10 protein-coding genes are annotated in these 14860 nt (G+C 62.7%); 7 read left to right on the forward strand and 3 right to left on the reverse strand.

Annotation, left to right across the window (positions count from 1 at the left end; all coding sequences use genetic code 11):
- The first annotated feature begins 78 nt into the window (after positions 1 to 78).
- The 4 genes from F3H98_RS13380 (at position 79) to F3H98_RS13395 (ending at position 6671) form a co-directional block, all read left to right on the forward strand.
- Positions 79 to 1386: an RNA polymerase sigma factor gene (locus tag F3H98_RS13380; protein ID WP_149760651.1), complete on the forward strand. Its 1308-nt coding sequence runs from the start codon at positions 79 to 81 to the stop codon at positions 1384 to 1386.
- Positions 1387 to 1618: 232 nt separating this feature from the next.
- Entirely contained in the window at positions 1619 to 2293 is a 675-nt protein-coding gene (locus tag F3H98_RS13385) for a TetR/AcrR family transcriptional regulator (RefSeq protein WP_149760652.1), read from the forward strand.
- Positions 2294 to 2316: 23 nt separating this feature from the next.
- Entirely contained in the window at positions 2317 to 3531 is a 1215-nt protein-coding gene (locus tag F3H98_RS13390; RefSeq protein ID WP_149760653.1) for an efflux RND transporter periplasmic adaptor subunit, read from the forward strand.
- Complete coding sequence (locus F3H98_RS13395) at positions 3528 to 6671, forward strand: efflux RND transporter permease subunit (protein ID WP_149760654.1); 3144 nt, start codon at positions 3528 to 3530, stop codon at positions 6669 to 6671. Before F3H98_RS13390 ends, F3H98_RS13395 begins: the two co-directional genes overlap by 4 nt.
- A 94-nt stretch (positions 6672 to 6765) precedes the next feature.
- On the opposite strand, the gene F3H98_RS13400 is transcribed toward F3H98_RS13395, so the two are convergent.
- Both F3H98_RS13400 and F3H98_RS13405 read right to left on the reverse strand, forming a co-directional pair.
- A complete protein-coding gene (locus tag F3H98_RS13400) occupies positions 6766 to 7932 on the reverse strand; it encodes a diphosphate--fructose-6-phosphate 1-phosphotransferase (protein WP_149760655.1) in 1167 nt (388 codons plus the stop codon).
- 153 nt (positions 7933 to 8085) lie between these two features.
- The gene (locus tag F3H98_RS13405) at positions 8086 to 8889 is read right to left on the reverse strand and encodes a L,D-transpeptidase (protein WP_149760656.1); all 804 of its coding nucleotides are present in this window, start codon (positions 8887 to 8889) and stop codon (positions 8086 to 8088) included.
- Positions 8890 to 8952: 63 nt separating this feature from the next.
- Here F3H98_RS13405 and F3H98_RS13410 point away from each other — a divergent pair, with 63 nt between their 5' ends.
- Together F3H98_RS13410 and F3H98_RS13415 are read left to right on the forward strand one after the other, a co-directional pair.
- The gene (locus tag F3H98_RS13410; protein WP_149760657.1) at positions 8953 to 9672 is read left to right on the forward strand and encodes an MBL fold metallo-hydrolase; all 720 of its coding nucleotides are present in this window, start codon (positions 8953 to 8955) and stop codon (positions 9670 to 9672) included.
- A gap of 71 nt (positions 9673 to 9743) precedes the next feature.
- Positions 9744 to 10367: a LysE family translocator gene (locus tag F3H98_RS13415; protein ID WP_149760658.1), complete on the forward strand. Its 624-nt coding sequence runs from the start codon at positions 9744 to 9746 to the stop codon at positions 10365 to 10367.
- Positions 10368 to 10423: 56 nt separating this feature from the next.
- On the opposite strand, the gene F3H98_RS13420 is transcribed toward F3H98_RS13415, so the two are convergent.
- Complete coding sequence (locus F3H98_RS13420; protein WP_149760818.1) at positions 10424 to 13210, reverse strand: autotransporter family protein; 2787 nt, start codon at positions 13208 to 13210, stop codon at positions 10424 to 10426.
- Between the two features lie 315 nt (positions 13211 to 13525).
- Between F3H98_RS13420 and F3H98_RS13425 the strand changes: the two genes are divergently transcribed.
- Positions 13526 to 14845, forward strand: coding sequence for a tetratricopeptide repeat protein (locus tag F3H98_RS13425; protein WP_149760659.1), 1320 nt, complete (start codon positions 13526 to 13528; stop codon positions 14843 to 14845).
- The last annotated feature ends 15 nt before the right edge of the window (positions 14846 to 14860 follow it).

Below are 14860 nucleotides of genomic sequence, written 5' to 3' on the forward strand. Positions count from 1 at the left end.
GTTCAAATATTCTGATTGAAGCGAGCGACCGGCCTGTTGCGGTCTTGCAGCCGCTGGCGCGATGGTCATGATCGCAGCATGACCATCAATGATACACACCGCGCTATCGAGGCTGTCTGGAGAATCGAACGGGCGAAGATCATCGCCGGCTTGGCGAGGGTCGTGCGCGATGTCGGCCTTGCCGAGGAATTCGCCCAGGACGCAATGATCGCGGCGCTGAAACAATGGCCGGAGACGGGAATTCCGGCGCGTCCCGGCGCCTGGCTGATGGCGACGGGCAAGCGTCGGGCGATCGATCATTTCCGGCGGGCGAAGATGATCGACCGAAAACACGATGAGTTGGGTTACGAGGCCGAAGTCGAGCAGGATTTCGGCGGCCCCGACATCGACGCGGCGCTGGATGACGACATCGGCGACGATCTGCTCGGCCTGATCTTCATCGCCTGCCATCCCATGCTTTCCGCCGAAGCGCGTGTGGCTCTGACCTTAAGGCTGCTCGGCGGGCTCACCACCGACGAGATCGCCCGCGCATGCCTTGTTTCCGAGACAACGATTGCACAGCGCATCGTTCGGGCGAAACGAACAATCGCCGATGCAAACACCCCATTCGAGGTGCCGCGTGGGGCTGAACGCGCGAACCGCTTGTCCTCGGTACTGGAAGTGCTCTACCTCATCTTCAACGAGGGTTATTCGGCGACTGCCGGTGAGGACTGGATCAGGCCGCAGCTTTGCGAAGAGGCACTGCGGCTCGGCCGCATTCTGGTCGGCCTAACGCCGAAGGAACCGGAAGTACACGGCCTGATCGCGCTGATGGAAATCCAGGCGTCGCGTTTCAAGGCACGTATTGGTCCAGCCGGTGAACCGGTGTTGCTGCTCGACCAGAATCGGGGGCGCTGGGACCAGCTGCTCATCCGCCGTGGACTTGCCGCCCTCGGCAGGGCCGAAGCGCTGAACCCGGTGCGCGGACCCTACACGCTGCAGGCCGCGATCGCCGCCTGCCATGCGCGTGCGCGTGCCGCCAGCGATACGGACTGGGGTCGCATCGCGGCACTCTATCACGCTTTGGCGTTGCAGGTGCCGTCGCCGGTCGTCGAACTGAACCGTGCCATGGCGGTGTCGATGGCATATGGTCCGGCGGCCGGCCTCGATCTCGTCGACCGTTTGCAGGACGAGCCTTCGCTGCAGGGGTATCACCTCCTGCCCAGCGTGCGCGGCGATCTGTTGTTCAAGCTTGGCCGTTTCGAGGAAGCGGGCGCTGCTTTCGAGAGTGCGGCCTCGATGGCCCGCAGCGAGCGCGAACGCGATCTACTGCTTGAACGCGCGGAGGCTTGCCGTGCTTCACTCGCTCTCGGGACGCTTCGGCGGCCTGCGAAGGCGGGTTCTTGAACAACTTTTCGTGAAGAGCAGGCGAAAGCCCGTGAGGCACCCCATGTGCCTTTGAACGGGCTCGCGAGAGGCCCGATGGCCGCCAGAAGGACAAGGCGGCGGGAACATCCGGAAACGCAATCACAAGCGGGCGATATTTCAGGCAGGCTTGATGTTGCGATGCAGCATCTTGACAGAGAATGATCGTTCGCATAAAAAGAGAACGAACGTTCGCTCTTTTTATGGAAATCCAATGGAAGACCTTGCTCTGCCCGGCCAGTTCGAACTGCCTGTCGACAATGACAGCCAAGCTCCGTCGCGTGCCGAGCGCCGTGACCAGCAGATCCAGCGCATTCTCGATGCGGCGAAGGCGTGTTTCATCCGGTCAGGTTTCCAGGGGGCGTCGATGCATCAGATCTGCGCCGAGGCCGGTATGAGTCCCGGCGCGCTCTACCGCTACTTTCCGTCCAAGGAAGCGATCATCCGGGCGATCGTGGAAGCCGACCGCAAGCAGGACGCCGAAAAATTCGCGGCCATGGACAAGAACCCTTGCGTTGTCGACGGCATCGTAAACTGCGCGATGGACCACATCCGCTATACGCATGAAAACGGCAATGCGCCGATCTTTGCCGAGATCGCCACGGAATCGCTGCGCAACGAGACCATTCGCGAGATCGGCGACTACTGCATGGACGAAGTGCAGCACCAATTTCGAAACTATGTGCAAGCCGCGCTGGATCGAGGAGAAATCGATCCGGTAGTGGAGCTCGACGCGCTGCTGCCGATGATGATGGCTATTGGACAGGGCTTGGCGATCAATGGCCTGCCCGGCAAAGGCGTGTCCTACGACCGTATCGAAAAAATGTTCCGGGCAACGACAGCAGCGCTGCTTCGTCCGACCAGGAAATGCGACCCCGCAAAAAACTGATCACCCTCAATCCGAGTGTAACAATGACCGTTCGCAAGACCATCATCTCTTCCGTTGCGGCCTTGCTACTGGCGAGTGCCGCCTATGCCGGGCTCTCGGCAAACGTTTTCGCCGCTGGCGAGGCTGTTGAAAAAACGGCAACCCCCCAGACGCCGCCCGCGATCCGTGTCGTCGCTGCCACCAAGCGTGAGTTGGTCGAGCGGCTTTCCGTCACCGGCACCATCATCGCGCGTGAGGAAGCCGCCGCCGGCACCGACCTCAACGGCCTTGCTGTTCTGCAGCTCAACGCCGACCAGGGTGACATGGTGAAGAGGGGCCAGGTGCTTGCCGTGCTCGACCGCTCCTCGCTCGACACGCAACTGGCTCAGATGAATGCCAGCCGCAGCCAGGCCGAAGCCAATATCGCTCAGATGCGCGCCCAGATTGGCGATGCGGAAATTGCCGTCCGCCAGGCGCAAGAAGGTCTCGACCGCGCCAGGGCGCTGCAGGAAAAGGGCGTTGCCGCCAAGATGCAGTACGACAACGCAGTCAACGGTTTCGATAGCGCACGCGCCAAGCAGACATCGGCCGAAAAGGCGGTGGCGGCTTCCGAAGCGCAACTCGCCGTCATCGATGCGCAGAAGCAGAACATCCTGCTGCAGATCGCCAAGACCGAAGTGAAGGCGCCTGCCGACGGGTTGGTGCTTGCCCGAAATGCGACGCTCGGCGGCATCGTCTCGGCGTCCGGCGGCCCGCTTTTCCGCATCGCCATCAACGGCGAGTTCGAACTGGCGGCGACCATTGCCGAGACCTCGCTGCCGCGCCTGCAGATCGGCATGCCTGTGGAAGTGACGCCCGCCGGTGGCAAGCAGCCGCTGGCCGGCAAGATCCGGCGCATCTCGCCCGAAGTCGACCAGCGGTCGCGGCTGGGCACGATCTACGTTTCAATCATCGATGGCAACGGCGTGCGCGCCGGCAATTTCGCGCGAGGCGAGATCGAGGCGGTGCGGCGCCAATGCGTTTCGGTGCCGGCTTCCGCGGTGACGTTCCACGGGCAGGACGCGTTCCTGCAATTGGTGGAAAACGGCAAGGTGAAGACGGTGCCGGTGACGCTGGGCGCACGCGCCGACAGCCATGTCGAGGTCAATGCCGGCCTGTCCGAAGGCCAGGAGGTGGTGGCCCGCGCCGGCACTTTCATCGCTGATGGCGACCTGGTGACGCCGGTGAGGGGCGAGCAGACGGGAGCGATCAAGCCATGAACTGGAATTTTTCTGCCTGGTCGATCCGCAACCCGATCGCGCCCATTCTGCTTTTCGTGGTTCTGATCGTGCTTGGCCTGATGAGTTTCAAGGCCCTGCCGATCACGCGGTTCCCCAACATCGACGTGCCGCTGGTCTCCGTCGTCGTGACCGATCCCGGCGTGGCGCCGAGCGAACTCGAAACGCAGGTGACCAAGCGCATCGAGGATGCCGTCTCCAACATCAGCGGCGTTAAGAACGTGATGTCGACGATAACCGAGGGCAATTCGCAGACAACTGTCGAATTCCGCCTCGAAGTCGACACGCAGACAGCGGTGACCGACGTCAAGGACGCGGTGGAACGCATCCAGTCCGACCTGCCGGCGACTGCCGACGATCCGGTGATCAACCGCATCGACGTCGAGGGACAGGCGATCCTGACCTATGCCGTCTCGGCGCCGGCGATGACACCGGAAGAACTGTCCTGGTTCGTCGACGATACGGTGATCCGCAAGCTGCAGGGCCTTAAAGGTGTCGCCCGCGTCGACCGTTACGGCGGCGTGACCCGCGAAATCCATATCGACGTGGATCCCGATAGGCTGAACGCGCTCGGCGTCACAGCCGGCGACATCAACCGAGCGATGCGTGCTGCGAATGTCGACCTCACCGGCGGCAGCGCCGATTTCAGCGAACGCGACCAGTCGATCCGCACACTGGGCGGCGCCAAGACGCTCGCCGACCTTGAAAAGCTCGAAATCCCGCTTGCCGGCGACCGCAAGGTTCTTCTGTCGGACATCGCCAAGGTGACGGATTCCTGGGAGGAACCGAAGTCGTTCGCCCGGGTCAACGGCCAGACCGTGGTGTCGTTCGGTATTTTCCGCGGCAAGGGCGAGAGCGACGTCGAGGTGAACAAGCGCGTGGAAGCCGCGGTGGCCGACCTGCAGAAGGCGCATCCCGACGTTGCGATCACCAAGGTCGACGATTCGGTCAGTTACACCGAAGGCAACTACGACTCGGCCATGGAGACGTTGCTCGAAGGCGCCATCCTGTCGGTGGTCGTGGTGTTCCTGTTCCTGCGTGACATCCGGGCGACGCTGGTTTCGGCGATCGCGCTGCCGTTGTCGATCCTTCCTGCCTTCTGGGCAATCGACATGATGGGTTTCTCGCTGAACCTGGTCAGTCTGCTCGGCATCACGCTGGTGGTCGGCATTCTGGTCGACGATGCCATCGTGGAAATCGAGAACATCGTGCGCCACATCAAGATGGGCAAGTCGCCTTACCGGGCCTCGCTGGAGGCGGCCGACGAAATCGGCCTCGCGGTGATCGCCATCTCTGCGACCATCATGGCGGTGTTCGCACCGGTGTCTTTCATGGGCGGCATCGCCGGCCAATATTTCAAGCAATTCGGCCTGACTGTCGCCGTCGCGGTGTTCTTCTCACTGCTGGTGGCACGCCTCATCACGCCGATGCTGGCGGCCTATTTCCTGCGCAGCCATGTGCATGAAGAGCCGAAGCCCGGCATGGTCATGCGCGGTTATGTCAGGCTGTTGAAAACGACCTTGCGGTTCCGCTGGCTGACACTTGGCGCGGGCATCGCTTTCTTTGCCGGTTCGATCTACGCAATGGGCTTCCTCCCGTCGGGTTTCATCCCGAAGGAAGACGCCAGCCGCATCGTGTTTTCGCTGGAATTGCCGCCCGGCAGCCGGCTGGAGGATACACGCGCCACCACCGATGAGGTGACCAAGCTGATGCGCGAGGTGCCCGAGGTCGAGAACGTTTACGTGATCGGTGGCTCCAACCCGACCGGAACGCTCGAACCGCGTCGTGCTACCGTCGTCGCCGACCTCAAGCACAAGTCCGAGCGCGACCTGACGCAGGCGGAGATCGAAGAGATCCTGCTGAAGAAGATGGAGACGGTCCCCGATCTGCGCGCCTATTTCGTCAATGACCGTGGTGAGCGCCAGCTGGCATTCGGCGTCATGGGCACCGACGGCGCCCTGCTCGACGACCAGTCGCGCAAGATCCAGAGCGCAATGGCTGAGACTGGAAAGTTCCGCGCCATATCCTCCAATGCCGCACTCGACCGGCCAGAAATCATCGTGGTGCCGAACCTCGACAGGCTGGCCGAACTCGGCATCTCGACGGCGACGCTTTCGGAGACCCTGCGTATCGCCACGATCGGTGACATCGACGAGAATCTTGCGAAGTTCACAGTAGGCGACCGCCAGATTCCGATCCGCGTGCAGCTCAATCAGGAGGCCCGCGACGATCTTTCAGTGGTCAGTTCGCTGCCGGTGCTGACGCCGTCGGGCGTCACTGTGCCGCTGTCGTCTGTAGCCGACATCCGGTTCGGCCAGGGACCGTCATCGATCCAGCGTTTCAACCGCGAACGCCGGGTAGTGATCTCCGCCGACATGGCGCAGGGCGCCGAGCTCGGCGAGGGCCTGAACATTGTCTGGGCGTTGCCGCAGGTGAAGAACATGCCGGCAGGCACACGCATCCAGGAGACCGGCGACGCGGAAATCATGGGTGAGGTGTTTGCCGGGTTCGCCACCGCGATGGGCACCGGGCTGATGCTGGTGCTGGTGGTGCTGATCCTGTTGTTCGGTTCGGTGTTCCACTCCTTCACCATCCTTGGCTCTCTGCCGCTGGCTATCGGCGGCGTCGTCGCCGGCCTGATGCTGACCAACTCGGCGGTTTCGATGCCGGTCGTCATCGGCATCCTGATGCTGATGGGCATCGTCACCAAGAACGCCATCATGCTGGTTGATTTCGCGGTGGAAGAGGTGAAGCACGGCATTCCGCGTGCCGAAGCGATCATCGATGCCGGCCGCAAGCGGGCCCGGCCGATCGTGATGACCACCATTGCCATGTCGGCGGGCATGATCCCGGCTTCGCTGGCTCTCGGCGACGGCGGCGAGTTCCGCGCGCCGATGGCGGTGGCGGTGGTTGGAGGGCTGCTGGTCTCGACCTTCCTGTCCCTGATCTTCGTGCCGTCCTTCTACACGATCATGGACGACGCGGCGATTGGCACGGCGCGGCTGTTCCGCTGGTTGGCCAGACCGAACGAGAAGGACGACCCGGAGGATACAGTGCATGCTTCCAACGTTCATGCGCTGGAACGTGCTGCCGGCCGCGAATTGCCGATGGCCGCGGAGTAGACCCCGTAATCCGGAATCAAAAAGCCGCCCTTGCCGGGCGGCTTTTTATTGATTTTTGGCGAAGAGACAGGGGTGCGGGCGATTGTGTCGAGGTCTACACGAACGGGCGGCCGATCTGATATTTTTCGGGGATGAGCCGATTGAGATAGGCCATGCCCGCTGCCGAAAGCTGGTTCGCATCGGGCAGCAGGAAATCGTCGGGCATGTGGCGGGTCTTGCCGGCGACCGCCGACAGCGCTACCCGTCTCATCACGGTCTTTCCGTTCTCAACCTGCAGCGCCACCGAACCGCCGCCATGGTCGGCGGTATCAACGGCGAAAACGCCGGCTTCGTAGGCTTCGCGGGAATCGGTCTCGTTGATAGCGCCGATGTAGCCGCGCGGCATGTAGCCAAGCGCATCGACGCGCGCGCGTTTACCCGGTAGGCCTTCTGCCAGAGCGCGCTCGAAGGCCATGTTGAGGTCGCTGCCAGACAGCTTGATGTTGCCATGCGCGTCGCGTTCGAGCTTGTCGGCCGGCACCAAGCTCTCGACCAGCGCGCGTCCGTCCTCGGTTGTCACGCCCTCGGAAACCGCAACGATGCAGCGTTTGTATTTGTCGAGCGTCGAGCGCACGTCGTCGATGAAACGCGGTACTGAAAAGGGGCGCTCCGGCACGTAGATGAGGTGGGGCCCGTCATCCTCGTCGTCGCGCCATGCGGCGGCCGCGGCGGTGAGGAAGCCTGCGTGGCGGCCCATGACTATGCCGACGTAAACGCCAGGCAGGGCGCGGAAATCCAGGTCGACGCTGCGAAACGCGCCGGCGACGAATTCGCCTGCCGAGATGAAGCCCGGCGTATGGTCGTTTTCGACGAGGTCATTGTCGATTGTTTTCGGAGCGTGGACAAAGGCGATGGCGCCGCCAGCCGCATCGGACAGGATCTGCTGCGTGCCCGCCGTGTCGTTGCCGCCGATATAGATGAAGGCGTCGGCGCCGACTTTCTGCAAGCCTTTGAGCACCAGTTCGCAATAAGCAGCGTCCGGCTTGTCGCGGGTGCTGCCGAGGGCAGCACCCGGCGTCCTGCCGATGGCCCGCATGCGCTCGGGCGGAACATCGGAAAAGTCGACATAGTCGCCGTCGCGGATGCCGCGCACGCCGTGGCGGGAGCCCAGAATCCTTGCATCGGGGTAACGTCGCTCGATTTCGGCCACCGCGCCGGCCAGCGTCTGGTTGATGACGGCGGTTGGGCCGCCGCCCTGCGCGATGACAAAAGTGCGAGGCATAGGCAAATTCTCCCGATGCGATTGAGGAGGCACATTCGCCTGTCTTCAGGCCCGATGCAACGGAAGATGCAATCGACTTGGAGGGAGATGGCGGAAGGTGAGCGCAGCCAAGCTGTTCGCCCACCGGAAACCGCCATGGCTCGGTGTGGCTGGTTACGCGACGACGATCGGGACTTTCGTGGGCGAGGCCTTGACCCGGTTGTACAAGTCGATCACGTCCTGATTGATCATCCGCACGCAACCTGAGGAAGCCTGAGTGCCGATGGTCCACCATTCCGGAGAGCCATGCACACGATAGCCGGTGTCCAGGTCGTCCTTGTAGATGTAATGCGCGCGTGCACCGAGCGGGTTGTCGAGGCCTCCCGGTTGGCCGGCCACCCATTTTACCAGTTCCGGCTTGCGCGCTATCATCTCCTTGGGTGGCGTCCAGGTCGGCCATTGCTTGGTGTATTGGATGACCGCGCGACCGTTCCATTCAAAACCGGCCTTGCCGATGCCGACACCGTAGCGGATCGCTTCGCCGCCTTCCTGTACCCAGTAGAGATGCCTCTCGCTGAGGCTCACGACGATCGTGCCGGGCGCCTCGCCGGTTGGGTCGACGACAATCTGGCGGCGGAACTCCGGCTTGATCTTGTCGTAAGGGATCTCCGGCACGACGAAACCGTTGTCGTTGAGCGAGGCATACATCGTTGCGTTGTCGGTGATGTTGCGGTCGACGCTGATCTGTGGCCGGATCGCGCCCGTCGTGGTCGTGTCTAGCTGCAAGGCCGGCATGTCCATCGTGCTGGAGCAGCCAGCGGCGCTGCCAAGACCGAGGATGCCGAGGCCGGTCAATACTGTACGCCGGGAAACTGATGCTTGTACGTCGGTTATTTGTGGGGTGGACTTGGACGCAGGAAACAAACGCGACACGCGGATAACCTCACCGTTGAGAATTTTGCGATCATGTCGATTCATGGTTGAAAAAGCCTAAACGCAGCGCACGCTGCGTTAACCGCGTTCTGGAATGGTGCGATCGAGATGCATGGAAACTGGTTTCGCAAGCGGCGCATCGCCGACGATCTGAGCGCGTTCGACGAACCGTATGTGCACGATGTTTTCCGCTCCAACATCTGGCATCTGCGAGGCCGCGACGCCGACCTCATTGTCGATACCGGGATGGGTCTCGGCATTCTCTCGGCGGCGCTCGACCTCACACCGGGAAAACCGGTGATGGCCGTCGCCACGCATGCGCATGCCGACCATGTCGGCTCGCTGCATGAGTTTGCCGACCGACTTGGCCCGCGCATCGAGGCGCCGGCCTTCGCGACGATGGACGACAAGGCGACTTACGCCGACATGTTTCGCGTGCTGACGGAGCCGGTCTCGCGTCCGCCCACCGAGAACTGGAACAAGAAAGCCTATACATTACACCCGGCGCCATTGACCCGGATGCTCGACGATGGCGACGTGGTAGACATCGGCGACCGCATTCTCCGTGTGCTGCATCTGCCCGGACATTCGCCGGGTTCGATGGGGCTGCTGGACGAAAAGGACGGCCTGTTTTTCAGCGGCGATGCGATCTACCAGGGTGAGCTTTACGACGAACTGCCGGACAGCGACCGCGAGACCTATCGGGCCACGATGGCGCTCATCAGTCGTTTGCAGGTGCGCATCGTGCACGGCGGCCACGGCGAGAGTTTCGACGCGACGAGAATGCGCCAGATCGCCGAAACCTATATTCGCCAGAGCAGGCCGTAGCACCGTTATTTTCCCTCTTTACATCGGCCGAGACGGGGGGATTTATCCTTTTCTTTGAAAAGGAGCCTTCCATGTCTTTCGAAACCTGGGCCGCCTTCGCTGCCGCCTCAGCCGTGCTTTTGGTCATCCCCGGCCCGACCATCCTGCTGGTCGTTTCTTATGCGCTGGGGCAGGGCTGGCGCACTGCATTGCCGATGGCTGTCGGCGTGGCGCTTGGCGATTTCACCGCGATGACGCTGTCGATGCTGGGCATCGGAGCGCTGCTGATGACCTCGGCTACCGTCTTTACGGTACTGAAATGGATCGGCGCTGCTTATCTTGTCTATCTCGGCGTCAAGCTTTTCCGAGCCGGCGGCGCGTTCGATGCCAAGCCGCGCACTGATGCGGCCTCTGCGGCCAAGATGATGGGCCACGCCTGGCTGGTAACGGCTCTCAACCCGAAGAGCATCACCTTCTTCGTGGCCTTCCTGCCGCAGTTCCTCGATCATTCGGCGGATTTCCTGACGCAGATGCTGATCTTCGAGGCGACGTTCCTGGCGCTCGCCTTTGCCAATGCGTTCGGCTACGCGCTGGCCGCTTCGCGTGCCCGCAACGTGGTGCGCAATCCGCGCGCCATCGGCATCTTCAACAAAACCGGCGGCACGCTTCTGGTCGGCGCCGGCATCGCCACGGCCGCCATGCGATCCGGCAACTGACGCGAAAATGCCGGCGGCTCTAACCGCCGGCATTTTTATGCTGTCGCTGTCAGCGGCTACCACTTCACGCTGAGGCCGATGTTGCCCTCGAAGACTCGCAGCTTTTCGCCGCCGAGATTGGTGGTGTAATCGGCGGTGGCGAACAGGCTGGTCGATTCCGACAGCTTCGTGACCACGCCGCCGCCGAGTTCGAGCGCGGTTCCGCCGATTTCGGTGACGATGGGTGTTTCGGCGAAGATGATGCGCTGGTCAGCGTCGAAATTGTGCCAGAGATTGGCCTTGAAGTAAGGCTGGAAGTTTGCAGCCTCCGTCTGGAAATTGCCCTGCAGCCGGAAACCGAGCCGGCCGGTCACTGCGTCGTCGGAATCGAACGAAACAGTCGAGAAGCGGTCGGCCTGGTCATCCAGCGACAGGTGCTGCCAGATCAGTTGCCCCTGAGGCTCCAGCGTCCATTCCGGCGTCAATGCGATGGGGTAGCCGCCCTCGAGCGAGGCGGTTACACCGGTCCCCTCGACATCGATGCCGACGCCTGCCAGCGACCTTGAATCGCCGCCGAACCAAGTGCCCATGAGGACGCTGTCCAGATACCAGCCGTTCGGGCCGACATGCGTCCAGTAGGCGCCCAGGCTGGTTCCGTCGGCGTCGATCTTTCCGACAGCCAGGTCGTTCCAGCCGAGCGCCTGACCTTTCACGTCGCCATCGATGCTGGCATAGGCGATAAACAGGCCGACGCGATCATGATGATCGGAAGCGGACTCCCAGCCGAACAGGTCGGCGCCGGCCTGGAAGCCGAACAACGTGCCGTCGAAAGACGGCGCTACCGTACCGTCCGATTTCATGTCGACGTCCTGGCCAAATACGCGGCCCCAAACTGTGGGAAGCCAGCCGGCATCGTTGAGCAGCACCTGCTCGCCGCGCCGCTCATGGAAGGTGCCCAGCGTTGACAGCGCCAGATGATGGGCAACCGGCGGGATAGCCGCATAGGTCGGAACCTCGACACGGTAGAGCGGCACCACATCGGCGACGACCCGCGTCGCCCCGGGCGTTGGCGGTGTAGCGCCAGGAAACGGAAGGGGCGGAAGCGTCGTTGGCAGCACCGGAGGCGGTGGAGGCGGATCGGCCGGCAGAGCATCCAGTGCGTCCGGGACGTCTGTCGGGGCCACATCGCCGGGCTGCACCGGCGGTGCAGGGTCGACCGGATCCGGATTGCCGGGCGTCGCTTCAGGCGGAACTGGCGGTGGTGGAGCAACCGGTGGCGGAGGGGCAGGTTCCGGCTCCGGCGCGACGGGTTCCGGCTCAGGAGTTGGCACAAAGGGTGGCGGTGCCGGAGCAGGCTCCGGAGTCGCCACCAGTGTAGAGCGCAGATACCAGTTCTCTCCGCTGCCCGCCGTTACGCCGCCCTTGAAGAGGAAATATTCGTGGGCGCCGGCTGCCACCCGACCGCCAAGCGCGAAGGCGCCTGCGGCAGTCGTGCCGCCGTTGATCGCCTCGACGACCATAATGCCGTCTTGTACGGTAACGGCGCCGGTACCGCCCACGTTAACGATGTCGATACCCGTCGTACCCGAAGCGGCGCCACCGGAAATAACCAACTTGTCCGAAGGAGATGCATCGGTGCCCAGTATGGTGTTCAGGAAAAGCAGGCCGCCATTGCCGGTATAGTTGCCGCCGATGGTGAAGGTGTCGGCTGTGCTGGCGCCGCCATTGGTCAGGTCGATGCGCCCGGCATTGACCACATTGGCGAACTGCCCCGCAGTGAAGGCGGCAACAGAGCCGTTGGCGCCACCGCCGAAGAGCGTGCTCCTTGAATCGACCGTCAGCGTGCCGGTGCCGGTACCGGCATCGCCGAGCGTGAGCGCACCGTCGAAGGTCAGTTCCGTGTCGTTCGTGGCGGCTATGGTTTCCCAGCCCTGGAAGCGGGCCACGCCTGCTGTCGAGACGTTGCCCAGGGTGAGGCTGTCGATGCCGTCCGCTCCCGTTATCTGCGGGGTAGCGCCGAGATGGGCATTTGTGAGATTGGCGAGCGTGGCGGTGTCGTTGTCGCCGCCCATATCGATGGCGCCATAGATGATGCCGCCGCTGTTCCAGGTGAACGTGTCGGTGCCGAAGCTCATCAATACGCTGCCGGCGATCGATCCACCGGTCACCGTCACGCTGTCGGTTCCGCCGCTGACGCTGATATTGCCGCCGATGGTGCCGTCGGAGACGATGATCGTGTCGTTGCCAAAACCGGTGACAAGATTGCGATCGATGGTGCCGCCCGACATGTCGAAAAGATTGTCGTCGAGCTTCATGTTGACGCGCCCGATGCGGCCGCCGGTCATCGTTGCGAGGTCACCGTCGTCGAAAGCATCGACGATACGCCCCCCAGACATGAAAAAGGTGTCGATGTTGTCGCCTTGGTTCAGCGACTGGATCTGGCCACCGGTCATGCGGAAATCGTCGGTACCGCCGCCTTGCTGCACATTGCCGCCAACCGTGCCGGCGCCGATGTTGAAGCTGTCGATGCCGGCACCCTGGTCGATCGTGCCCGTGATCGTTCCAGACTGCATGTCGATACGGTCGTTGCCTGCGCCGAACGTCACATTACCGTTGAGCGTTCCGGTGCCGCCGGCCGGAAACAGCAGGGTGTTGCTGCCCGCGAGGTCGGAGAGGCCGCCGGCTGACGTACCACTGTCGCAGACGAATGTGTCGTTGCCGGCTCCAGGCACAAATACGCAGGCCGCAACTGCCGTGCTGCCTTGCGCAAGCAACAAGGCTGTCGACGCCGATGCAAGAAGGCTCAGCCTTCTCGACAGATTGGGTGATCGATGGGGTGGCCGACATTGCTCGATGCCGGCCATGAAACAGGCACCGGTCGTTGTCTCGAGGGCTTGGCGCTGCATACGCCGTCTCCACAAAGTATGCCGGCGCGTCGCCGCGCCGATGCAACCCCCTCGTATCGATCCCGCCATGGTTAGGACACAATTTGCACGCGCCCGCAAGTGCGGAAAAGACACTCTGGTTTACGCACCATCAAATCCGCTGCGGGTCTATCCTGTTGTTCGATCGAGGTTTTCAACGGTTTGTTCCCATGTTCCGGAATGCTGGTCTAGACTGCGCCCAAGGGTGGGCTAAGCGATGCCGATCACTAAAATCCTTCCGCGGGAGAAGCTGAAATGAACATCCGTGATGCTGTCGGCTTGTCCCTTTCCGGCACCGGACAGCAGAGCTTGGCATACTACGAACGCGCTTTGCATCAGTTGCAATGCTTCATCGGCGACCCCGTCGCTTCGGTAAATGCGGCGATCGACGCCGATCCCGGCTTCGTCATGGCGTATGTGCTGAAGGGATATCTTTATGGCCTGTCGACGGAGCGCGAGGCGATGGGCGTCGCGATAGCGGCCCATTCAGCCGCCGCGGAACTTTCGGCGAGCGGGCGCGAGGCTCGGCATGTCGAGGCGCTTGGACGGCTTGCCGGTGGGCGTTGGCACGAGGCTGGCAGAATACTGGAGGATCTAACCATCGACGAACCGCGCGATGCGCTGGCGTTGCAGGCCGGCCATCAGATCGATTTCTTTACTGGCAACTCGCGCATGCTGCGTGATCGCCTTGCACGCGCCATGCCAGCTTGGAGCGAGGGCATGCCGGGATATCATGCGATCCTTGGGATGCAGGCTTTCGGATTTGAAGAGACCGGCGACTATGCCCGCGCCGAAGCCGCAGGCCGCCGCGCGACCGATATCGAGCCGCGCGACGGTTGGGCGCAGCACGCGGTGGCCCATGTCATGGAAATGCAAAGCCGACAGCGCGAGGGCATCGCCTGGATGCGCGCAAATCCCGAAAACTGGTCGAAGGACAGTTTTCTCCAGGTGCACAATTGGTGGCATCTGGCGCTGTTTCATTACGATCTCGGCGAGATCGACGAAGTATTGGCGCTGTTCGACGGGCCGATATTCGGCGCTCGATCAACACTCGCCCTCAACATGGTCGACGCGTCGGCGATCCTTTGGCGTCTCCATCTCGGCGGCTACGATGTCGGGGACCGCTGGGCAGCGGTCGCACGGAACTGGGAGCCCAAGGCAAAGGCCGGCAACTACGCTTTCAATGATGCGCATGCGATGATGGCTTTCGTCGGGGCCGATCTACCGAGCGCAGCCCGGGACCTTTTGGAAACGCAACGAGAGACGATGCTGGCGGGCGACGACAACGCATCCTTCACGCGCGATGTCGGCCACCCCGTGACGCTTGCCATCAAGGCTTTCGGCGATGGCGATTTTGCAGAGACCGTCCGGCTGATCCGTCCGGTACGCGATGTTGCCTACCGTTTCGGCGGCAGCCACGCCCAACGGGACGTCATCGACCTGACGCTGATCGAGGCGTCGTTGCGGTCCGGCCAGAAGGCCCTGGCGTCGGCGCTGGCCGCGGAGCGGCATTGCGCCCGCCCTGACAGTCCGCTGGCAGCGCTGTTCGTCAGGCGTGCAGGAGAAATGGCTTAAGTTTCACCCGCAAGC

The organism is Neomesorhizobium albiziae, assembly GCF_900114255.1.
Taxonomy (GTDB): Bacteria; Pseudomonadota; Alphaproteobacteria; order Rhizobiales; family Rhizobiaceae; genus Neomesorhizobium; species Neomesorhizobium albiziae.